Raw genomic sequence first — 21,547 nt, 5'->3', positions numbered from 1 at the left:
CAATCGCGAGTCGCAATGTGTACCGGCCGACGGGGTCAGGGCCGCCCGAGTTTGGGAGCGAGCGGCCCTGACCACAATACGGCGGCAGGCCTTCGCCGTCCCAGGCTTACCGCGCGGGTCGGTGCGAGCACGCAGCACCGTATCCGGGCCCGGGCCCGCAGAACGTCCACAGTGCCTTTGCCGCAAGGTGATAGCGATGCAGGACCTCATTTGACGGTGTATGCATTCACCTCGGCCAACTCCCGCCTTTGGCGCGGGCACGGGCCGCACCCGGCGCGATCGGCCCCAACGCGGCGTGCTCACCTGGCTCGTCACCGCGCTCGCGAATGTGGACGTCGCCCGCCTTGGCGTCCCGGAGGACGGGCCGTCGTTCGTGCTCGCGGTGCACACCGACGACCGAACCGTTGGTGCCGGCGACGTGTCATCAGCGACGCCGATGCGCCGATGCCGGGTTGATCTGATGCCGGTCGAGGTGCGGAGGATCAAGGCACGGCGGCGGTCAGCTCGAGCGCGATGCCGTCGGAGTCACGGAACTCGAGGATCGCGAGGCTTACGGCGGTCAGATGTTTGCTTCCACCGTGATCGACTCCGATTTCTTCCAGCAGCTATGCGGCACGGGTGAGATCGTCGACGCTGGGCACGGCGCAACTGAGGTGCTCGAGGCCGGCTGGGTCCTCGTCGAATCGGTCGAACTCCGGTGCGGCGGGTCGCAAGCCGGGCAAGCCACCGGGAAGGTGACCTCGCCGAACAGGAAGGACAGGGCCTCGGAGGTCATCTCGCCGGCGTTCTCTCGCACCTCGAGGGCGACATCGAAGCCGAAGACGGCGTCATATAGGGCTCTCGAGCGACCGGAATCGGACGGGTGACGCGGATGTGGCTGACGTTGGTAACGGCGACCGCCGTGGCGTACTCCTCTCGTGGAACCCCGCAAAGGACGGGTGTGGGCGGGCAGGGATGATGATCCCTGCACGGTCCGTCGACGTTCGGCATTCCGGGACGGGTGCATCGACGGGCGCGCGTGGCTCGGACCGGTGAGGAACGCCAGGACTGAAAGTGGTGGTGGCGGTGCGAGATCAGCTTCTCAGGAGTGCTGTCGTGCGGCGGGCAGGGTGACGACCTGGGCGGCGTAGGTCAGGCCGGCGCCGAACCCGACGAGCAGTGCTGTGTCCCCGGCGTGCGAATCCCCGGTGCGGAGCAAGGTGTCCATGGCGAGCGGCACGGAGGCGGCGGAGGTGTTGCCCGCCTCGACGATGTCCCGTGCGACCACCGTGGCGGGTTTCAGCTTCAGTCGCTTGGTGATCGCTTCGGTGATCCGCAGGTTCGCCTGGTGTGGGATGAAGGCATCGACTTCGTCGATCGCGACACCTGCCCGGTCGAGGGCAGATCGGCTGACTTTTTCCATCTCGGACACCGCCCATCGGAATATCGCGGGCCCGTCCATCCGCACGGTGGGCGGTGGGCCCATCGGATTGTCGCGGAACGTCGTCAGCGACGGATGTTGCGTGAGGGCGTGCGCCTGGGATCCGTCCGAACCCCATTCCACCGGTCCGATGCCCGGTTCGTCGGAGGGACCGACCACCACAGCGCCCGCGCCGTCGGAGAAAATGAACGCGGTGGACTTGTCCGTGAAGTCGACAAACTCGCTGAGACGCTCGACGCCGATGACCAGCACATGGCTCGCGGTGCGCCCGCGCACGACGTCGGAAGCCAGTGCGAGTGCAAGGCAGAAACCGGCGCATCCGGCGGAGACGTCGAATGCGCTTCCGGTGATCCCTAGCTGGTGCGCGATCTGCGGGCCGGCCGCGGGCGTCTGGTAGGGGAAGGTCGAGGTCGCCACGATCACGGACCCGATCTGGTCCGGGCACACCGCGGACGAATGCAGGGCGTCTCGACCGGCGCGCACGGCCATGTCGATCAGGGTCTCGTCGGGTCCGGCGAAGCGCCGAACCTGAATGCCCGATCGGACCCGAATCCATTCGTCGGTGGAGTCGATTTGACGGCAGATGTCGTCGTTGGTGACCACCCGACATGGTCGATACACCCCCAGTCCGAGGATCGAACTGTTTTGGATTTCCTGGCTGTTCGTGATCGGAATTGCCACGGGCGCTCTCCGTCGGTCGACCTGCAGCACTCGCCGTCCGCGTCTGCTGCTGGCTGGTGGGTTGTCCTCCAGTGTCGTGACCGCCGGCGACGAAGGGCAGCCACCCTAGGGTGAGGTCGCCACCACCTTGTTTCGCTTGCGTCGGCCCTGATTGGTTCTGCCGGGTACCGACGGCACGCCCTCGAAAAACAAAAATGCGTCGTGAACACCCTCTCGACCCGTCCGGTGGTATGCCGACTACGGGGGCCAAATTCTGCGTGGTGGCCGTCGACGACCGTGGCAGGAGGTCCTCATGCCGTACCAAACCGCACTCTCGCGCATGCGCAGCATCCGCGACGCACGACAGTTCGCGGTGTCGCCCCCGAGCGGGAGGAAGTCCTGCTCGGCGGCCGTCGGCGCTTACTCGACGGCGTATTCGGTAGGCAGCTGTGGCGTCGCCGGGGCGCCCCGGTCGCTCGCCTCCGCACACCTTGTTCCACTCGTGCACTGTCACCGTGCTGGAGCCACGACCCCTATCGGCAGTGGCGCGCGGACACCGCCGTGCAACGGCTACCGTGACGACAGCCGCCGGCACCGCGAACAAGTCCGTTAGGATCGCCGCCGCTCCCGATCATTAAATGTGCAGACACTTCGCGCTCGCCCACGCATACTGCAGCGCGGCATCGACATGCGCGAGCGCAGCCCGTGCGTCCCGGATCTGAGCCGCGACGACCGCTGCCAAGGCGTCCGGATCGGTCGTCGAACCCTCCCCGTCACTCCGCAGACCATGGCGGGCGTCCAGCCAATCCTCGATCTCCGCCCGCACCCGCAGGAGCCGGTCCCGGAGCGCCACTACCATCTCCTCAGTGTCCCGCGCATTCTCCCGGTAGGTGCTCGTCGGATCGGCCATGCCCTTTATCCTCCTCTTCCCCTACCCCGGCCGAGACGATCGTTGGCCAGGTCATCCGGGTGGCGCTCGAGCATGAGTAGGTCGATGCCTGTGACGTCGCGGGTGGGGTAAGTGAGGGCCGGGTGCAACGGGTCACCGTTTCGGATGTTGGTTTGGGTGGAGCTGCGTCCGATCGTCAGCCACCGCCTCGACCCCCACCTGCTCGGTCTCCACAAGCGACGCCAACGTGACCCGGAGCAGGCCTCCGACGGATCCCGCTGCCTGGGCACCCTCCAGGCTCATATGGCTCCGGAAGGCGCTGTGACACAGAGGTCACCGGCTTACTCAGCGACCGACTGTCGGTCGCCTCACTCGGCGACCGGTTGGCGCGGTGTCGGTGTGTGTTCGGGGACGAGGACCACCGGACGGCGGCCGTGGTGGATCAGGTGCGAGGACACCGACTCCCCTACCACCCGCTCGAGGACGGACACCAGCCCTCCCCGCGAGCTGCCGATGATGATCATCAGGGCGTCATTCGCATCGGCGATCGTCGCCAACAGGTGCGCCGGGCTGCCCTCATGGGAGTAGTAGCTCCAATTCCCCGGGAGCGACGCCAGCATGGTGCACGCCTCGTTGCGTTCGCGCTCGACGGTGTCGACGATGCGTTGCTCCCAATCGTTCCGGTCCGGTTCAACCGGAAAGTCGTCGAGGTCGACGATGTGGGCCACGTGCAGATACGCAGTGAGCGGTATCGCGAGATCCATGGCGAAGGCGAGCGCAGTATGGCTGGCCGGATACCGGTCGAACCCCACCACCAGGTGGCACACCGGCACCGTCGCGGCCGCGGGTCCGTCCACCCGCACGGGTTTCCGCCAATCCCGCACCGCCTCCCGCGACGGGTGCTTCCTGTCCTTGATCATCTGCTCCTCCTCACCACCCGGCCGGAGCGAGACCGGCCGCTCCGGCGCCGACGGTCACCGCCGCGGTGCCCAAACGCGCTCGCTGACCGGCGGGGTACCACCAGCCGAAACACCTCAAACGGCAACGCTTCCCGGTGATCTGCGATCGGCCCATCAGGCCTGGAGAAATACCCTGGCACACCCGGGCAGAAGGGCCCGGCGTGCCCGGCGCAGTGGTGTGGTCATCGTGAGTTGGGGAACTGGCGTGCCGGAGTGACCTTGTCCTCTGTTTCCACACCTCGGTGTGCGTTGATTGTTGAAGTGGTCGGGCACTTCGAGCTGAGGAGACCGTCATGACCACGACAGCCCCGGATTCGGCGCTCTCCGCGGCCGAGTGCATTCGCTTGCTGCGGTCGGTTCCGGTAGGGCTGATGGTCTTCACCGAGAACGCGGCGCCGGCACTGCGCCCGGTGACCTTCGCCGCCGTCGGGGGCGAGGTCGTCATCCCCACCGACGACGAGTCGTTCTAACGCTTCGACGGGGAGTTTCTCGCCTTCGAAGCAGGAGGCATCGATCTGATCACCCGAGCGGGCTGGAGTGTCACTGCCATGGGACACGCCACCTACGTGTCCTACGCGGACGCCATGACCAGATTCCACGACCGGAGCGCGGTCCCGTGGTCGATCCATCCCGGCGACTGCCACCTCGCCATCGACATGGAATATGTGAGCGGCCGACGCGTCACGCTGATACGCCGTCACGGTGACAACCGATGAAGGATGTGTGACGAGCCGCAGGAATCCGGAACCCGGATTCGAGTGGCACGGGATCGTCGAGCGACGACCGGCCCGCCTCGGCGGATAACGCCATCACCGGGCTCGGTACCGTCTTCCACCTTCCGGGTCTGCAGGGTTTTCGCTCCCGGCCTGATCACCGCCGTCCTGGTCGTGCGGTGCGGGCCGCAGTTGGCCTGGCTAGGTGGTTCCCGCCGACATCCGGAGCCGGCCGTGTTGCCGCTGTGGGCGTGCGGCGCAGCCGAACTCACCCCGCGGAATGCAGTCCACGGCCACCTCGTTCGGCGAGCCGCTGCGGCGCGTGTTCGACGACGTACTGCGCCCGGCTTCCGACGTCGAGGCGGCCCATCTCGCGGAGCGTGGCAACCCGGACAACCTCTACCAGGCCGCCGCGCCCGCAAGAGCGCCGCCGCTCAGGCCCGAGGATGCCAAACTTCGACAAGGTGATCGACTGCCACATGGGCGGCACCTCCACCGACGTGTCGCACTTCGCCGGCGAATTCGAGCGCGTGTTCGACACCCAGGTGGCCGGGGGTCGGGCTGCGGTCGCCGATTCACTCGGCATTCGCACCGTGATGGTCCTGCCGATGGCCGGTGTCCTGTCGGCGCTTGGCATGGGCTGGCCGAGACCACCGCCATGTGCGAGCAATCGGTGGTCATCACACTCGAACCGGCCACCCTGCCGCGGCTGAGCGAGGTGGTCGAGACCCTGGAATCATGGGCCCGCGCTGAATCGCTCGACGAGGGCGTCCCCACCGGAGCTGATCCGAATGACATTCCTGACCTCCGACTCGCACCGGCTGATCGGCACCGAATCGTCGCCCGTCACTTCTCCTCACACGTCCCGTCGGCGAGGCGCGCACCGGAGTTTCCGTCGCCGTAATGTTCCCGCCGAGCAGCCGCAACAGGCCGGGTGCACGATAGCCGCATGCCCCACTCCAACCCGGTTGCCGCGTGGAAAACCCTCCGCCAGGGTAACGAGCGCTTCGTCAGCGGAGTCTCGATCCACCCCAGTCAGGGAATCGCCGACCGCGCGCAGCTCGACGCCGAGCAACACCCCACCGCGGTGGTGTTCGGATGCGGAGACTCACGTGTCGCTGCGGAAATCATCTTCGACCAGGGACTCAGTGACATGTTCGTCGTCCGCACGGCCGGCCATGTCCTCGACGACGCCGTGCTCGGTTCCATCGAATACGCGGTGCAGCTCCTCGACGCGCCCTTGATCGTCGTGCTGGGTCACGACGGTTGCGGCGCCGTGAAGTCCACGCTCGACGCGCTGGACAAGGGCAAGGTTCCGGACGGCTTCATCCGCAGCATCGTCGAACGGGTGGCGCCGTCGATCATGGTGGGTCGCAAAGAGGGCCTCACCACCGTCGACGAACTCGAAGGCCGCCACGTCGTGGAGACCGGGGCTCTGCTCATGCAGCGTTCGCGCATCATCGCCGATCGCGTCGGAAGTGGTGCCTGCGCTATTGCCGGCGTCACCTACAAGCTGTCCGACGGCCGGATGCACCTGCAGGGAGGGGTCGGAGACATCGGCGAGCTCCGCGACTGACGCGACACACCGAGCCCGCTGATCCGCTGATCCGCTGATCCACCGGTCCATCCGGAGACCTGACGCGGTGAACGGAACGCACTCGCAGATCGCGAACCGGCCGATCTCCGCGGCCCCCGAGGTCACCGCGGAGGAGACCCGGAAGGTCCTCGCCAGGCCGGCGAGCATTGCGACTCGATCGATTCCCACGTGGCGACGCATCGGGACACCTCGTGCCCGCTGCGGTGATCGCCCGGGCGCACGCACGACGACGATCGAGTGGCTCACTTCTGCGGCTGTGGCCCTCGTTCGGCCACCTGACGCACCGCCGCCGCGACCGCCGGCGCGACAGTGGCGTCGAACACGCTCGGCACGATGTAGGTGGCATTGAGCTCCGGCGGCGACACCCTGTCGGCGATCGCTCCGGCCGCGGCGATCAGCATCTCGTCGGTGATGTCGACCGCGTGCGCGTCGAGCAGACCACGGAACACCCCCGGGAAGGCGAGCACGTTGTTGATCTGGTTCGGGAAGTCCGACCGGCCGGTGGCCACCACGGTGGCATATTCGCCGGCGGCGACCGGGTCGACCTCCGGGACCGGATTGGCCAGCGCGAACACGATCGACTCGTCGGCCATCGCCGCGATGTCGTCGCCCGTGACAATGTTCGGCGCCGAGACCCCGATGAACACGTCCGCCCCGACCAGCGCGTCCCGCAGTGATCCCGTCCGACCCTCCGGATTGGTGTGCTCGGCGATCCAGGTACGAAACTCGTCGGCGGTGTCGTCCGGGGACAGAATTCCCTTCCGTCCGCAGCCGATGATGTTCGTCGCGCCCTGGGCGACGAGCAACCGGATGACGGCGTGCCCGGCGGCGCCGACGCCGGACACCACGATCCGGGCCCGGTCGAGCGACTTGCCGACCACCCGCAGCGCGTTGGTCAGGGCGGCCAGGACCACGATCGCGGTGCCGTGCTGGTCGTCGTGGAACACCGGAATGTCGAGGATATCGCGGAGCCGGGCCTCGATCTCGAAACACCTTGGGGCGGAAATATCTTCAAGGTTGATCCCGCCATAGACGGGCGCCAGGGCCCGGACGATCTCGACGATGGCATCCGGGTCCTGGGTGTCCAGGCACACCGGCCAGGCGTCCACACCACCGAATTGTTTGAACAGTGCCGCCTTGCCCTCCATCACCGGGATCGACGCCGCGGCACCGATGTTGCCCAGACCCAGCACCGCGGACCCGTCGGTGACCACTGCGACGGTGTTGCGTTTGATCGTCAACCGGCGCACGTCCTCGGGGTGTTCAGCGATCGCGGTACACACCCGGGCTACACCGGGGGTGTAGGCGCGGGAGAGGTCGTCGCGGTGTGTCAGCGGAACCGTCGGGTTCACCTCGAGTTTGCCGCCCAAATGCAGAAGGAAGGTGCGGTCGCTGACCTTGCCGACGACCACGCCGGGCACCTCGGCGATCGCGGTCGCGATCTGGTCGGCGTGCGCGACGTCCGAGGCGTCGCAGGTGAGGTCGATGACCATATGGTCAGGGTGGCTCTCGGCCACATCGAGCGCCGTCATCGCGCCCTTCACCGACGCGATGGCTGCCGCCAACGTCGACGTGGTGCCGGCGCCGACCGGTGCATGAACCCGGACGGTGATCGAATAACCGGGGCTGGGACTGGGCATGGGAACTCCTGATCGAGTGACGAGCAGCAGGCGCCCACAGGGGGCGTGACCCGATCAGCCCGCACGGCCGGCGCCCCCGCCGCAACTCTTCAGTCTGCGCGGCCAGCGCCGATCCGGACAAGAGGAGTTCGGCTGATTCCGCGCGCGAAACGCTGCCCCGCGTCCCCGGGCCGCGGAGAAGGATGGAAGACACCCGGCGACCAACCACCAGGCGCGAACACAGAACACCGCCGCTGCGGCGCCCCACCGCGAGAGACAAACCGGAAAGAGCAGGAGCCGTCATGACGGCACACAAGAATCCACCGGTCGGGCCCACCACCGATCACGAACGAATCCGCTGTTGGATCCAGCACCATCACGGGGCGCCCGCAACGACCACCCGGCCCCCGGCCCGCCCCGCGTCTGCGACCACTACGCTGCTGGTCGACTTCGCCGGTCTGCGCCCGGGATCGGGTCTCGAGCACATTTCCTGGAAGCAAGGGTTCGCCCTGTTCGACGCACAGGCCCTCGCGTTCCAATTCCCCGGCACCGAGGACAGTCTCGCGTTCGAGCTGATACCACGCACCACCGGAAGACCAGCAGGGCGGCACCAGACCACACCCCGACCGGCACCGGAATGAGAGTCGCGAACAGATGGCAGGGGAATCGGCACCAGGCCGATTTCGTCGAGTCGACCCCCTCCCCAGCAAAGAAGGTGGTTTCGAGCCGGCGCACACCCCGGCCCGTTCCATGTTGCCCTCCGCAACGTTTCCCTCCGCACCGGCGGCTCGTGACGTACGATCAGCCGATGCTGGGACCGGCCGCCCTCCCCAAGGCTGTTGCACGAATCAACTACCGGCTGGTGCACATCCCGTTGCAGCTGATCGAAGACGTCGCAATCTCCCAGCTCGACGAGGCCGCACCCACCCGGCTCGCCTACGAACAGTTCCTGATCGGATGCGACCGCACCGCGGCCCATCCCCTCGGCGACCCCGGCGCCGCCGCCCGCGCCGCCGCGCTGCATGCGCACACCGCGCCGTCCGGCTGGTCCTCGCCCGCCGCCGGCATCGAGCCCACCGGGCGGACGTCATTCCCCTCGACTTCCGCCGTGCACGATCCCGCCGCCGAATCTAGCCGTTACCTCGTCGGGAATTCGTGTCCCGGAACGGAAAGCTCGCCGCGAAACTATGTGAACCGGTCCCGACCGGGTACGCGGACAAGGCGCACCGGGCGGGTGGGAGTAGGGTCGACGAGATGTCCTGCAGGATGGCGAAATACGGTGAGCCGGTGCGGCTCCGCGTCCCGGCGGACTTCGACCAATTACCGGTGGTGCGGGCGCTGACACGCACCCTCGCGGTTGTCGCGGACATCACCCTCGCCGCCGACGAGGTCTGCACCCAGCTGATCGCCTCGGCCCGCCCCGGCTCCGACCTCCACTGCACCATTACGCCCGCCGAACACCGATTACGGATCACGATCGCCGCCCACATGGAACACCCCGGGGTGCCGAGGCGGCAGGGCATCGGGTGGCACGTCCTCGACACCCTGACCGACTCGCTGTCGGTATCGGAGAACCCCGCCGACACCGACCCGACCGGATTGGACGTGGTCGTCGACTTCGTCAAACACCGCGCAATCGAGATCGGGCTCGCCGAAGACCGCGGTCAACCGGCCCTGACGTGCCCCAGCGCATCCCAGTCGGCAAGCCCCGGTACGTGCACCGGGTGAGGGGTCGTGTGTCGCGCACGGACACACCGCACACGACCCGGACGCAGCCGACGTGCCGGCACACCCTCCGGACCGGTGCCGGAACGACCCGAACACGGTGAATCTCAAAGCCGGGCAGAGCCGAAACGGCGCACCAGCGCAGACTGCGAGAACGCGCCGCGGCAGGACGCCGAGCCGATCGCCGCGCCGGGATCGGTGACGGCAGGGGAAACCCCGCCGGGGTCCATTGGGAGGATCCCGCCGGGGTTTGGGCACCGACTCCATCGGGGGTCGATCCAGAGTTTTCGGGCCCGGTTTCTCTGTCGGGCTGGGTAAGCGGTGTCCGTGGTCGGCGCTCCGGCTCTGATCAGAGGACTCTGCGCGCGGTGGACGGCAGCGACTGGGCCGGACTCTCGGCGCAGGGAGCCGGGCCGTCTCGCCGCGTCCCTACTTCCGTCGTTCCGTACTCCTCGTTCCCTCGACCTCGAGCTCGTCGCCGTCGCGGAAGACCAACTGTCCTTCGTCGAGGAGCACCGCCCAGCGGCGCGGAAGCGCCCAATCCCGCCCGTACGGCCGGGTCGCCGAGTCGATCACCTCGCCGTGATCTTCGACGATCACCCCGCTCTTCTGCGGCCTTTGATCCGCGGCGAGCGCCGGATCGGGCGAGTGGTGTGTCGTCACCCGAGCGCCCACCGACCACGCGGGCCGTATCGCGGTCTCCTTCTGGAGCTTCATCGGCCCATCGTTGCGCATCACGCCGGCGACTGCCACTCGTTCTGCCGTTCGACGGTGATTGGTTACCGCGAGTTAACCCCTCGTCCCGGGAAGCACGCCACGGCGAAAGTGTCCGCGGGGTCCGGTCCGCGCTCCGCCGGGACCCGGCATAGCTGCCTCCCCGGCGTTGTCACCGACACTGGTGGGCGCGGTGGCCCATCGAGGGGTCGTGCTGGCACTCGCTGGCGCGCGGTGACACCGCGGCCTTGCGCGGCCAGGCGGCGGTCTGCGGGGACCTGTGGGCGACTTCGCGGGTCTGCTCCGGATCGGCCGATCCACCCCCGCGCTGGTCGATCGGCGGTGGGGCACCTACCTTTCCAGCCCATACGGGCCGGCGGTGTCGGCCGGGTCGGGGGGGTTGTTTCTGAAGGCGTAGGCGGCGAGAGTCGCGGCGCCCGCGGCGCCCCAGAGGGCGCCGAACCCGAGCACCCGGTACGTCGCCGCACCGGCGGCCGCCCCCACCGCGACCGCACCCCAGAGCCGCAGGTATCGAACCCATCGATGGGGTCCCCGGCCGAAGAGTCGATCGGTCAGGGACCGCGCCGCGTCGGCGAGCAGGCCGCCGGTCTCGAGCAGGGTGGCTTCGGCTCCCATGGCCAGGGCGAGGGCGAATCCGATCAGGGGTGCGGTGGCGGTGACCGCGTGGAGAGCGCCGGCCGCCGCGAGGAGGCCCGCCGCGAGCAGCAGTACCCGCGGCACCCGCTGGCGTGGCCATATCCGGCCGACCACCGCGGCCAGGACGACACCGACGACGAACCCGGCAAGGATGGCCCCGGTCAGGCCCACGACGAACCACGAACTGCTGCCGAGGGCGACGCCGGCTCGGGTAGTGGTGGCTTCGATCGAGGAGACGAAGAACCCGCCGAGCAGGACGAACCCGAAGGCGTCGACGAATCCGAGGTGCATCGCGACGATCGTCTCCACCGGTCGCCGTGACCGCGGTCGCGCTGCCATCTCTGCATCGGTTGTGCTCACCGGCTCTCTCACCACCGGTAGGTCGCCGGCATCGGGCAGGGTGGGGATCGTGGACCAGCGCGGTCGGTCCGGTCCTCTCCCCTCGCTGGCGAGGCGCCTGCCGCGACCGTTTTACGGGCGCCCCGGGTTTCGGGATGCGGGGCCGGAAGGGGCTCTGCAGCGCGAATTCTAGCAAATTGCTAAGATTCGCAAGTAACGCAACCTGACGGAGCTATCAGGTTGCAGGCGAGCCCGCAGACCCGGCGACGCGGCGAGCGCGACACGCACCTCGCCGCCGCTGGCTCGACCCGGACGACAGGAGGAGCCATGACCGCGAACTCGCGCCAACCGCTGTATCAGATGAAGGCGGACTTCTTCAAAACGTTGGGGCACCCGGCGCGCATCCGGGTCCTCGAGCTTCTCAGCGAACGCGAACACGCCGTGTCCGAGATGTTGCCCGAGGTGGGAATCGAGCCGGCGAACCTGTCCCAGCAGCTGTCGATCCTCCGGCGCGCCGGTCTGGTCACCGCCCGCCGCGAGGGCCTGTCGGTGTCCTACGCGCTGACCTCCCCCCGCATCGCCGAACTCCTGCGGGTGGCGCGGGGGATCTTGACGGGGGTGGTGGCCGGGCAGGCCGAGGTGCTCGAGGACGTTTCCGAATCTCCTGCCTTGGTGGGTGAAACCGGGGGCTGACGGGGGCTCACCAAGGCAGGAATCCCCCATTGCATGGGTTGATTGCGAATTTTCTTAAGTGCGTACATTGTGCGATCGGGTGGCATCGGAGATTCGCTCCCGACCGGAAAACGAGAAAAGAGAAGTGGGCGGTGACGAACAATCACGACGGTGGTGCCAGCGGTCCGTCCGACGGCGGTCCGGTCTTGACGGGAATCAGCGTGGCCGTCGTCGCGGTGTCCACCACCGGCTCGCGCGCGGCCGGGTCGGCGCGGACCCGGCCGCCGTGGGTCGCGATGGAGGACTATGCGGCCCTCATCCGGGAGAACACCCCGATGCGCGCGCTGTGCCTTCCGGTGACCACGGGCGACCCGCACGTGCTGACCGAGCGCATCCTGGGACTCCCGACGGGGGTGTCCGCGGTGTTCGTGGTCGGGGTGGGGCACCGGGAGTCCGCGGCGGTGGCGCGTGCGGTGACCGAGCGCGGCGGGCCCGTGGTCCTGACCGAACTGGACGTGCTGACGGCGGCGGTGGCGGCCGCGACGATCACCACCCTGCGCCGCCGCGGCGTGCCGCCGCGCGCCGGCCGGGTCGTCGTCACCGGCGCGTCGTGGGCGCCGTTGCTGGCTCCGGTGTTGATCGCCTCCGGGGTCGGTGATCTGAGCAGCTGGCACGAGCGCGATGCCGAGGCATTCCCGCTGCGCCGGTTGATGAACCACAACGATGTCCTGGTCGACCTCGCCGGCTGCGCCCCCGACGGTGCCGCCCCCGGGCGCACGGTGACGGTCCCGGCCGACGGCTTTGCCTATGGTGCGCTGGTGCTGCCCGGGCTGCTCGCCGCGCTGTGTGGACACGAGGTGCGGACCGTGACGGTCGAGGTGGTGGCCGCCTGCGTGCGGGCGCTGGCGCTGATCACCCCCGCCGACCGGATGCTGCCGTCCGCCGGTGACCGGCTGCTGGTCTCCGCCGTCGCCCGCCACGTGAGCCGGGCCCTCGGCCATCCCGTCCCGTATCGCGATCCACAGCGGTGATCGAACGCACCGCACCGCACCGCACCGCACCGCAGCACATTCTGTCGGATTCTTGTGAGGAGAACACCGTGAGCACCCCCACCGCCCCCGGCGCTGCCGGCGCCGGCACTGCCCCGACCGCGCATCCCGCCGTCGTGTCCTGGGTCGACGAGGTCGCCGACCTCACCGCCCCGGACGAGGTGGTGTGGTGCGACGGCAGCGCCGGCGAATGGGACCGGCTGACCACACAATTGGTGGACAAGGGCACCTTCGTGCGACTGGAGCGCAAACCGAACTCCTTCTGGTGCGCCTCCGACCCCGACGACGTCGCCCGGGTCGAGGACCGCACATTCCTCTGCTCACAGTTCCAGGCCGACGCCGGTCCGACGAACAACTGGATGGACCCGGTCGACATGAAGACGCTGATGACCGAGCACTACCGCGGCGCGATGGCCGGCCGCACGATGTACGTCATCGCGTTCTGCATGGGCCCCCTCGATGCGGCCGAGCCGAAGTTCGGGGTCCAGATCACCGATTCGGAGTACGTGGCGGTCTCGATGCAGATCATGACCCGCTCCGGCACCCCGGTCTGGGACAGGCTCACCGCGGGCACCGAATTCGTCCGATGCCTGCACTCAGTCGGCGCCCCCCTCTACCCCGGGCAGACCGACGTGCCGTGGCCGTGCGACCACACCAAATACATCTCCCACTTCCCCGAGGAGCGCACCATCTGGAGTTACGGCTCCGGCTACGGCGGCAACGCCCTGCTCGGCAAGAAGTGCTACTCGCTGCGGATCGCGTCGAAGATGGGCAAGGACGAGGGCTGGCTCGCCGAACACATGCTCATCCTCAAACTCACCTCACCCCAGCAGACGGTGCACTACATCGCCGCCGCGTTCCCCTCGTCCTGCGGCAAAACCAACCTCGCCATGCTCGAACCCACCCTCGACGGGTGGACCGCCGAAACCATCGGCGACGACATCGCCTGGCTGCGATTCGGCGACGACGGCCGGCTCTACGCGGTCAACCCGGAGGCCGGATTCTTCGGCGTCGCCCCCGGCACCGGCGTCCACACCAACCCGCACGCCATGGCCACCATCGAGTGGGGTAACTCGATCTTCACCAACGTCGCCCTCACCGACAACGGCGACATCTGGTGGGAAGGGCTGACCGACAGCCCGCCGCCGCACCTGACGGACTGGAAACGGCGGGACTGGACCCCGGCCTCCGGAGAGCCTGCCGCGCACCCGAATTCCCGGTATTGCACCCCGATCGCCCAGTGTCCGACCGTTGCCCCCGAGTGGGATGATCCGGCCGGGGTGCCGATCTCGGCGATCCTCTTCGGCGGCCGCCGCGCCACCACCATCCCACTGGTCACCGAATCGCGCAGCTGGCAGCACGGGGTGTTCCTGGCCTCGACCCTGTCGTCGGAAACCACGGCCGCCGCGGCCGGGCGGGTCGGCGTGGTGCGCCGCGACCCGATGGCGATGCTGCCGTTCCTCGGCTACCACGTCGGGGACTACTTCCAGCACTGGCTCGACATCGGCGAGAAGACAAGCCCGGAGCTGTTGCCGAAGATCTTCTACGTCAACTGGTTCCGCCGCGGCGATGACGACGAATTCCTCTGGCCGGGCTTCGGGGAGAATTCCCGGGTCCTCGAGTGGGCGCTGCGGCGGATCGAGGGCACCGCCGACGCCGACGAGACCCCGATCGGCCTGGTGCCCACCCCGGGCGCCCTCGACCTGACGGGCCTGAAGTTCGATCACACCAAGATCGCCTCCGCCCTGCAGGTCGACACGACCGAATGGGTAGCCGAGACCCGGTTGATCGACGAGTGGTACGCGAGGATCGGCGGCAACACGCTGCCCGACGTCCTGCGCCAAGAACTCGGGGCTCTCAAGCTCCGCCTGGCCGAGCTCGAACTCGGCGACGCCCTCCACCGCAGGGGCACTCACGCCACCTCCCCCGAGAAGGATTCGCGCTGGTCACGACCGCACTTCTGACCGGGACGCGCAACGCTCCTCGGGTGCGTCACCCTCGGCGACGCACCCGAGGAGCGGCGCCTGGGGCACCTGGTTCCCCATGCCGGCCGGGCAGCACGGATCAGTTCGAGACCGTGCCGGGTTCCAAGCGATGAGGCCGTCCGGTCCCGGCCCCGACCAGCGTCCGGCGCCCACACCCGGGGCAGCGGTCGTCGCCGGCCCGCAGCGCCGACACCCGGCACCACCGCCCGCACTCGGTGCAGTGCAGAATCCGCCCCCGCAGGGCCGCGATCTGGGTTACCCGCATCACTCAACTTTCCATGATGGTTACTTGCTAACATTAGCAATTATAGAACGGATGGCCCCGCTGGCCGTCATTACCGAGGAACGTCGATGACCGAACCCACCCCCACCGGCCCCGCCGACGCGGCCGAGAGCACCCTCGCGCGGGCGGCGCGGTCGGTGGCCGCGCTGCTGCCGCGCTGGGGTGAGTGGAAACCCGCGGCCGGCGCCCCCGGCGCGGACCTGCTCGCCGGGCTGATCGTCGCGCTGGTGGCGCTGCCGCTGGCGTTGGGGTTCGGGATCAGTTCCGGCCTCGGCGCCGCCGCCGGGCTGACCACCGCCGTCATCGCCGGGGCGGTGGCGGCCGTGTTCGGCGGGTCCCGGTTCCAGGTGTCGGGCCCGACCGGTGCGATGACCGTGGTACTGGTGCCGATCGTCGGCCAGTACGGTCCGACCGGGGTCCTCGCGGTCGGACTGATCGCCGGACTGGTGCTGGTCGTACTGGCGTTCGCCGGGGTGGGCCGGGCCGTGCGGTACATGCCGGCCCCGGTGATCGAGGGATTCACCGCCGGCATCGCCGTCGTCATCGCGTTGCAGCAGTTTCCCGCCGCGCTGGGCATCACCGGCGCCGCCGGGGAGAAGGTGTGGCAGAGCGCCGCCGACGCCGTCCATCAGTTCGCCCAGGACCCCTCCCTGCTGACTCCGGCGACCTCACTGGCGGTGGCCGCGGTCATTCTCGTCGGCGGCCGCTACCTCCCCCGGGTCCCGTTCTCCCTGATCGCGGTCGCCGCCGCCACCCTGATCGCGCAGCTCTTTCACCTCGACATCGCCCGGATCGGCGCCATTCCGGCCGGGTTCGCCGCCCCCACCCTGAGTTTCCTGCACCTCGGCGAGCTGACGTCGCTGATCGCCCCCGCCCTCGCGGTCGCCGCGCTGGCGGCGCTCGAGTCGCTGCTGTCGGCGACCGCCGCCGACTCGATGGCCGTGGGAACCCGCCACAACCCGGACCGGGAACTGTTCGGGCAGGGGCTGGCGAACATCGCCGCCCCGCTGTTCGGCGGTGTCCCGGCGACCGGGGCGATCGCCCGCACCGCCGTCAACGTGCGCTCCGGTGCCCGTACCCGGCTCGCCGCCCTCACCCACGCGCTCATCCTCGCGGCGATCGTGTATCTGGCGGCCGGGCTCGTCGCGCAGATTCCGCTCGCCGCCCTGGCGGGGGTGCTGCTGGCGACCACGGTGCGGATGGTCGAGACCGCGTCGATCCTGGCGATCACCCGAGCCACCCGCGCCGATGCGGTCGTGATGGTGGCCACCTTCCTGGTCACCGTCGTCTTCGACCTGGTCACCGCGGTCGCCGTCGGGGTCGGGTTCGCCGCCGTCCTCGCGCTTCGCGCGGTCGCGAAATCCGCCCGCCTCGAACAGGTCCCCCTCGAAACCGACGACCACCTCGCCGAGGAACACGACCTGCTCCGCGAGCACATCGTCGCCTACCGGATCGACGGCGCCCTGTTCTTCGCCGCCGCCCACCGGTTCCTGCTCGAACTCGCCGACGTCTCCGACGTAAAGGTGGTGATCCTGCGGATGTCGCGGATCACCACCATCGACGCCAGCGGCGCGATCGTCCTCAAGGACGTCATCACCAAACTCGAGCACCGGCACATCACCGTCCTGATCTCCGGAGCCAAACCCGAACACCTCCGACCCCTGAAGGCACTCGGGGTGTTCACCACCACCGACAGCGAAGACCGCCACCTCTTCGACACCACCCCGCGCGCCATCGCCTACGCCCGCATGCTCGTCCTACCCGAACACCACTACACCTCCACCACGAACGAGGACCGACCATGACCGAGAACCCCGCCGACAACACAACCCCCACACCCGAACCCACTGCGCGGCAACGCCTCGGCTACGTCCTGGGCAGAACACTGCCCGCCGAGTTGCACCCGTGGGTCATCGAAGACGCCACCGGCCCCGGCGCCACCCGCCGCTACGCCACCCGCTGCCTCATCCCGCTGATCCCGATCCTCGCCGGGCTCCTGCTCATCCCCGGCCCCTGGATCATCCGCACCGGCATGGTCCTGCTGCTGTTCCTGCCGTTCGTGTACTTCCTCCTCGCCCTGAAGAACATTTACCTCCGCCACCGACTGGTCAGCCACGGCCTCGACCCCCGCCTCCTCAACGCCACCAAACAACGCCGACTCGACCGCGAGCAGGCCTCCTACGAATCCCGCTACCGATCCGCCCCCTGACCCCGCAAACAACCGCACCCCAGATCCGGGGGTCCACCCAGTTCACTACCAAACGATTAATTGCTAATCTTCGTAAGTAGAAAAAATGGAATGGACGATGAACTGGGCGGGGTATGCGCACCTCCCGGATCGAGCGACGCGGAACCGGGGCTCGGCGAAACCACCCAGGGCTGGATCGGCACGCATGTGGTGGTGGCGCGCCGCCCCATCGGTCCGGCAGTGCGCCCGATCACCGGCCACGCCCGCGAGGGAGGAACGTCATGCCACATTTCCGCTACGTCGGCACCCGCGAGAGAATCCATCTCGGTGCCGCGACCCGGATGATCAACTACGGCGACATCGTCGCGGCGCGAACCAATCCCGACCCGCGCTACTTCGAGCTGGTGGAACCGGACCAGATCACCGAACAGCTGAGCCACCAAACCATGGGAGCGCCGGAACGCGAATAGTCCGCACGCCTGAACCTCGGGCCGATGGCCTTCTCCCACGCGTCCCCGTGCCCGATCCCCGCCCTCCCGGCGTCGCCGACGGGGGCGACACCGGAACGGGGGCGACACCGGAACGGAACCACCACCCATGCTCGCCGACCGCAGAAACCAGCCACCACCCCGAACAGAAGCCAGGATCCGATGACAACCCGCACCATCCACGCCGCCGATCTGCAGTGGAACTCACTCGCCCTGTGGATTCTCGAGTGGGAAGGCGTCGACAACCCCGAACCGACCCTGAGCGAGTGGAGCACCGAACTCGCCGCCGCGGCCACCGGGATCGACCGCCGAATCAGCTGGAACCCCACCCAGAACACCGCCACCGCCCCCGAGGACGTCGACCTGCCCCAGATCGAACACACCCTCCGCGGCGCCGTACGCCGCCTCGCCCACGGATGACCCCATCCCGGCCACAACGGGACGGACTCGCGGCGTCCGAGTCGCGGTGCGAGTGACCGGACCTCGCTGTGGCATCTCACTCAGCGCCCGCCGATGTGTTCGGGGACCAGGACAACCGGACGGCGGCCATGGTGGATCAGATGCGAGGACACCGACTCCCCCACCACCCGCTCGAGGACGGACACCAGCTCTCCCCGTGAGCTGCCGATGATGATCATCAGGGCGTCATTCGCATCGGCGATCGTCGCCAACAGGTGCGCCGGGTTGCCCTCGTGGGAGTAGTAGCTCCAGTTCCCGGGCAGCGCTGCGAGCATGGTGCACGCCTCCGTGCGTTCCCGGTCGACCGTCTCGACGATGCGCCGTTCCCAATCGTCCCGGTCCGGTTCGACCGGAAAATCGTCGAGGTCGACGACGTGGGCGACATGCAGATACGCGTGAAGCGGCACCGCGAGGCCCATGGCGAAGGACAGCGCCTGATGGCTGGCGGGATACCGGTCGAACCCCACCACCAGTGGCACACCGGCGCGGTCGCGGCTGCGGGCCCGTCCACCCGCACCGGTCTCCGCCAGTCCCGCACGCCGTCCCAGTCGGAAGGCTTCTTCTTGATCATCTGCTCCTCCTCACCGCCGCGGCGCCCAGCGCGGTCGCCGCACCGGCAGAGGTACGTCCGGTGCTCGATCGGCGGTACGGTCCTCGACTCCCATGGCGGCTGAAGGTGGTGTACCCACAACAGCACCCGACACCCACGATCAGCCGGATCACCGCGGAACGTCGTGCACACACGGGCCCGGTCACGAAACCCACCAAGGCGCCACCCGATCAGGAGCGGCCCTCGCCCACGGCGACCACCAGCCCCGCCGGTGACCGATCATCGCGTCGACGATCCGCAGGCACCCCCGGCGCTGCCCGCACGCGCAAACCCACCGAACACCGGCGAAGCGACTCTGCCCGGGACCAGCGATATTACCGGCAATGCCTGGCAATTCGACGTCATCAATAAGACGCCGGGCGCACCGGCCGTGGTGGCGACCAGGCAGGCCGGTACGACGGCGCACACGCTCCGCGGTCCGACAACGGTGTCCGTCAAGGTGGGTGTGTTTCCTCGTGAGTTCGGGGACCGGCCTAGCGGGTGACCTTGTCCTCTGTTCCACCACCCGCGGTGAGGTGAGTGTTGAAGTGGTCGGGCACGTCGAGGGAGGACACCGCCATGACCACGACAGCACCGGATTCGGTGCTCTCCGCAGCCGAGTGCATTCGCCTGCTGCGGTCGGTTCCGGTCGGTCGAATGGTCTTCACCGAGAACGCGGCGCCGGCGCTGCGTCCGGTGACCTTCGCCGCCGTCGGGGGCGAAGTCGTCATCCCCACCGACGACGAGTCGTTCGCACGGTTCGACGGGGAGTTTCTCGCCTTCGAAGCGGGAGACATCGATCTGATCACCCGAATCGGGTGGAGTGTCACTGCCATGGGCCACGCCACGTACGTGTCCTTCGCCGATTCCGTGGCCAGATTCCATGACCGGAACGCGGTCCCGTGGTCGATCCATCCCGGGGACCGGCATCTCATCATCGACATGGAATACGTGTCGGGCCGACGCGTCACGCTGATGCGGCGCCACGGTGACAACCGATGATGGTGTGGGACCAGACGCCGGAAACCCGAACCGGATTGATCAGACTGGCAAGGGGTACCGGTCGCCCCGCTGGGGCGCGCTGAATCAGCAAGCACCATCAGGGCATTCGGGCGCACCCCCTGACCTCCGAGTCGGCCCTGCGCACACCGCTCGTGCCGTCACCACGGGATGCCGTTCTACAGCACATCCCGGCGCACCTCCCCGGTCCGCAGTCGAAATAGTCGGTAGCTGTTGTCGACCTAACGGATTTCGGTCACAGATCCCTGGGAATCGTCATTTCAGTAAACAGGACCCGAAAGGTGCTGGCAGAGTCGAACCATGGCGCTTCGTTGGCGGTCGACTATCACCATGTGGACCCTCATTGGTCCACCGGTCGCGATGGCCGTGCTCGCCGCCACCTGGGGACGCGACCTCGAACCTGCGCTTTCGCTCGCGGTGGCACTGGCGCTGATCGGCGCGGCCCTGGCAGCGGTCCATCATGCCGACGTGGTCGCCCGCCGGATCAGCGAGCCGTTCGGGTCCCTGCTCCTTGCGGTCACGGTCACGGTCATCCAGGTGGGGCTGATCGTGGCCTTGATGATCTCCGGTGGCCCCTCGACGGCGTCCCTCGCACGAGACACCGTCTTCGCCGCCGTGATGATCACCCTCAACGGCATCGTCGGGCTCTCCCTGTTCATCGGCGCAGGGCGTCGCGGGTTCGCACTGTTCAACGCCAAGGGTACCGGCGCCGCCCTCGCAACCGTAGCCTCGCTCATCACCCTTGCCCTGGTGCTGCCCACGTTCACCAGCAGCCCGCCCAAGCCCGAATTCTCCCCTTCCCAACTCGCTTTCGCCGCGATGGCCTCGCTCCTGCTGTACGGGATGTTCGCCCTCACCCAGACCGGATCCCATCGTCACTTCTTCCCTCCGGCCGTCGCGGAGAACCCGCCCACCGAGATCGGACAGAGTCCCCGACAACCGACGGCCGCGATGGCCGGGCTGAGCCTGACCCTGCTGGTGGTGGCGTTGGGCGCGGTCGTAGGGTTGGCGAAGGTCGGAGCCCCCGCGGTCGAGGGCGCAGTCAGGGACGCCGCGCTGTCGCAATCCCTCGTCGGCGTCGTCATCGCCCTACTCGTGCTGGTGCCGAACACCCTGACCGCCGTGCGGGCAGCACAGCGAAACCAGGTCCAGGCCAGCCTGAACCTGGCACTCGGATCGGCGATGGCCAGCATCGGGTTGACCATTCCCGCCGTCGCGGTCGCCTCGATCTGGATGGACGGACCATTGCTCCTCGGTCTCGGCCCGACGCAACTCGTGCTCCTCGCCCTCACCGTGGTGGTGGCGATCCTGACGGTGGTCCCCGGCCGCGCCACCCGGCTACACGGCGAACTTCACCTGGCGCTGCTCACCGCCTATGTGGTCCTGTGCATTCACCCGTATCCGGGATCGGAGGTGCCGATTTGATGGAATTGGGCCGCCCGACTGCCGGCCTGCGACGACGGCGTGCCGGTGAGTCGAGATACGGGTGCTGGGACCGGGGAATTCGCCCGTCGTTTCGGGT

20 protein-coding genes and 3 pseudogenes are annotated in these 21,547 nt (G+C 68.5%); 16 read left to right on the top strand and 7 right to left on the bottom strand.

Annotated features, from left to right (window positions below; genetic code table 11):
• Positions 1 to 1,081 precede the first annotated feature (1,081 nt).
• From GO592_RS43675 to GO592_RS43665, 3 genes are all read right to left on the bottom strand, one after another.
• Complete coding sequence (locus tag GO592_RS43675) at positions 1,082 to 2,101, bottom strand: beta-ketoacyl-ACP synthase III (protein ID WP_007298809.1); 1,020 nt, start codon at positions 2,099 to 2,101, stop codon at positions 1,082 to 1,084.
• 613 nt (positions 2,102 to 2,714) lie between these two features.
• A complete protein-coding gene (locus tag GO592_RS43670) occupies positions 2,715 to 2,990 on the bottom strand; it encodes a hypothetical protein (protein ID WP_007298808.1) in 276 nt (91 codons plus the stop codon).
• A gap of 347 nt (positions 2,991 to 3,337) precedes the next feature.
• Entirely contained in the window at positions 3,338 to 3,889 is a 552-nt protein-coding gene (locus tag GO592_RS43665) for a universal stress protein (protein ID WP_007298807.1), read from the bottom strand.
• A gap of 332 nt (positions 3,890 to 4,221) precedes the next feature.
• On the opposite strand from GO592_RS43665, the pseudogene GO592_RS46450 reads away from it, so the two are divergent.
• The 3 genes and pseudogenes from GO592_RS46450 (at position 4,222) to GO592_RS43650 (ending at position 6,217) form a co-directional block, all read left to right on the top strand.
• Positions 4,222 to 4,644 (top strand): annotated as a pseudogene (locus GO592_RS46450) (pyridoxamine 5'-phosphate oxidase family protein).
• A gap of 443 nt (positions 4,645 to 5,087) precedes the next feature.
• Positions 5,088 to 5,416: pseudogene (locus GO592_RS43655) on the top strand (hydantoinase/oxoprolinase family protein); the annotation flags it as partial.
• A 174-nt stretch (positions 5,417 to 5,590) separates the two neighbouring features.
• Complete coding sequence (locus GO592_RS43650) at positions 5,591 to 6,217, top strand: carbonic anhydrase (protein WP_007298801.1); 627 nt, start codon at positions 5,591 to 5,593, stop codon at positions 6,215 to 6,217.
• 263 nt (positions 6,218 to 6,480) lie between these two features.
• On the opposite strand, the gene GO592_RS43645 is transcribed toward GO592_RS43650, so the two are convergent.
• Positions 6,481 to 7,878: an NAD-dependent malic enzyme gene (locus GO592_RS43645; protein WP_007298800.1), complete on the bottom strand. Its 1,398-nt coding sequence runs from the start codon at positions 7,876 to 7,878 to the stop codon at positions 6,481 to 6,483.
• A 281-nt stretch (positions 7,879 to 8,159) separates the two neighbouring features.
• Here GO592_RS43645 and GO592_RS43640 point away from each other — a divergent pair, with 281 nt between their 5' ends.
• From GO592_RS43640 to GO592_RS43630, 3 genes are all read left to right on the top strand, one after another.
• Positions 8,160 to 8,498, top strand: coding sequence for a hypothetical protein (locus tag GO592_RS43640; RefSeq protein WP_007298799.1), 339 nt, complete (start codon positions 8,160 to 8,162; stop codon positions 8,496 to 8,498).
• A gap of 149 nt (positions 8,499 to 8,647) precedes the next feature.
• A complete protein-coding gene (locus GO592_RS46445; protein WP_007298798.1) occupies positions 8,648 to 9,199 on the top strand; it encodes a hypothetical protein in 552 nt (183 codons plus the stop codon).
• Positions 9,187 to 9,585: an ATP-binding protein gene (locus GO592_RS43630; RefSeq protein ID WP_337952693.1), complete on the top strand. Its 399-nt coding sequence runs from the start codon at positions 9,187 to 9,189 to the stop codon at positions 9,583 to 9,585. Before GO592_RS46445 ends, GO592_RS43630 begins: the two co-directional genes overlap by 13 nt.
• A gap of 426 nt (positions 9,586 to 10,011) precedes the next feature.
• Here the strand turns inward: GO592_RS43630 and GO592_RS43625 are convergent, their stop codons facing one another.
• Positions 10,012 to 10,299 (bottom strand): hypothetical protein, encoded by a 288-nt coding sequence (locus GO592_RS43625; RefSeq protein WP_039952009.1) that lies wholly within the window; start codon positions 10,297 to 10,299, stop codon positions 10,012 to 10,014.
• A gap of 348 nt (positions 10,300 to 10,647) precedes the next feature.
• The gene (locus GO592_RS43620) at positions 10,648 to 11,313 is read right to left on the bottom strand and encodes a DUF1275 family protein (protein ID WP_237720498.1); all 666 of its coding nucleotides are present in this window, start codon (positions 11,311 to 11,313) and stop codon (positions 10,648 to 10,650) included.
• A 306-nt stretch (positions 11,314 to 11,619) separates the two neighbouring features.
• Here GO592_RS43620 and GO592_RS43615 point away from each other — a divergent pair, with 306 nt between their 5' ends.
• The 7 genes from GO592_RS43615 to GO592_RS43585 all read left to right on the top strand — a co-directional run bounded on the left by GO592_RS43615 (position 11,620) and on the right by GO592_RS43585 (position 18,377).
• On the top strand, positions 11,620 to 11,985 hold the full coding sequence (locus GO592_RS43615; RefSeq protein WP_007298794.1) for an ArsR/SmtB family transcription factor: 366 nt from the start codon (positions 11,620 to 11,622) through the stop codon (positions 11,983 to 11,985).
• 131 nt (positions 11,986 to 12,116) lie between these two features.
• Complete coding sequence (locus GO592_RS43610; RefSeq protein WP_007298793.1) at positions 12,117 to 12,995, top strand: hypothetical protein; 879 nt, start codon at positions 12,117 to 12,119, stop codon at positions 12,993 to 12,995.
• Positions 12,996 to 13,063: 68 nt separating this feature from the next.
• Positions 13,064 to 14,977, top strand: coding sequence for a phosphoenolpyruvate carboxykinase (GTP) (locus GO592_RS43605; protein WP_039952008.1), 1,914 nt, complete (start codon positions 13,064 to 13,066; stop codon positions 14,975 to 14,977).
• A 372-nt stretch (positions 14,978 to 15,349) separates the two neighbouring features.
• Positions 15,350 to 17,086 carry a SulP family inorganic anion transporter gene (locus GO592_RS43600; RefSeq protein ID WP_007298791.1) on the top strand — a complete coding sequence of 579 codons (1,737 nt, stop codon included), beginning with the start codon at positions 15,350 to 15,352 and terminating at the stop codon, positions 17,084 to 17,086.
• On the top strand, positions 17,083 to 17,490 hold the full coding sequence (locus GO592_RS43595) for a DUF5313 family protein (protein WP_007298790.1): 408 nt from the start codon (positions 17,083 to 17,085) through the stop codon (positions 17,488 to 17,490). The genes GO592_RS43600 and GO592_RS43595 overlap by 4 nt, the downstream gene beginning before the upstream one ends.
• Positions 17,491 to 17,750: 260 nt before the next feature.
• Entirely contained in the window at positions 17,751 to 17,939 is a 189-nt protein-coding gene (locus tag GO592_RS43590) for a hypothetical protein (protein ID WP_007298789.1), read from the top strand.
• Positions 17,940 to 18,119: 180 nt separating this feature from the next.
• Positions 18,120 to 18,377 (top strand): hypothetical protein, encoded by a 258-nt coding sequence (locus tag GO592_RS43585; protein WP_007298788.1) that lies wholly within the window; start codon positions 18,120 to 18,122, stop codon positions 18,375 to 18,377.
• A gap of 80 nt (positions 18,378 to 18,457) precedes the next feature.
• Here the strand turns inward: GO592_RS43585 and GO592_RS43580 are convergent.
• Positions 18,458 to 18,987, bottom strand: a pseudogene (locus tag GO592_RS43580) (universal stress protein).
• A 250-nt stretch (positions 18,988 to 19,237) separates the two neighbouring features.
• Here GO592_RS43580 and GO592_RS43575 point away from each other — a divergent pair.
• The 3 genes from GO592_RS43575 to GO592_RS43565 all read left to right on the top strand — a co-directional run bounded on the left by GO592_RS43575 (position 19,238) and on the right by GO592_RS43565 (position 21,450).
• A complete protein-coding gene (locus GO592_RS43575) occupies positions 19,238 to 19,510 on the top strand; it encodes a hypothetical protein (protein WP_039951986.1) in 273 nt (90 codons plus the stop codon).
• Between the two features lie 74 nt (positions 19,511 to 19,584).
• Complete coding sequence (locus GO592_RS43570; RefSeq protein WP_007298786.1) at positions 19,585 to 20,007, top strand: pyridoxamine 5'-phosphate oxidase family protein; 423 nt, start codon at positions 19,585 to 19,587, stop codon at positions 20,005 to 20,007.
• 318 nt (positions 20,008 to 20,325) lie between these two features.
• A complete protein-coding gene (locus GO592_RS43565) occupies positions 20,326 to 21,450 on the top strand; it encodes a calcium:proton antiporter (RefSeq protein ID WP_039951985.1) in 1,125 nt (374 codons plus the stop codon).
• Positions 21,451 to 21,547 lie beyond the last annotated feature (97 nt).

The sequence above is a fragment of the Rhodococcus sp. 21391 genome, assembly GCF_016772255.1.
Classification (GTDB): domain Bacteria; phylum Actinomycetota; class Actinomycetes; order Mycobacteriales; family Mycobacteriaceae; genus Rhodococcus_F; species Rhodococcus_F opacus.
The sequence above is the reverse complement of the archived record's forward strand: the minus strand, read 5'-3'. Positions and strand labels throughout refer to the sequence as shown.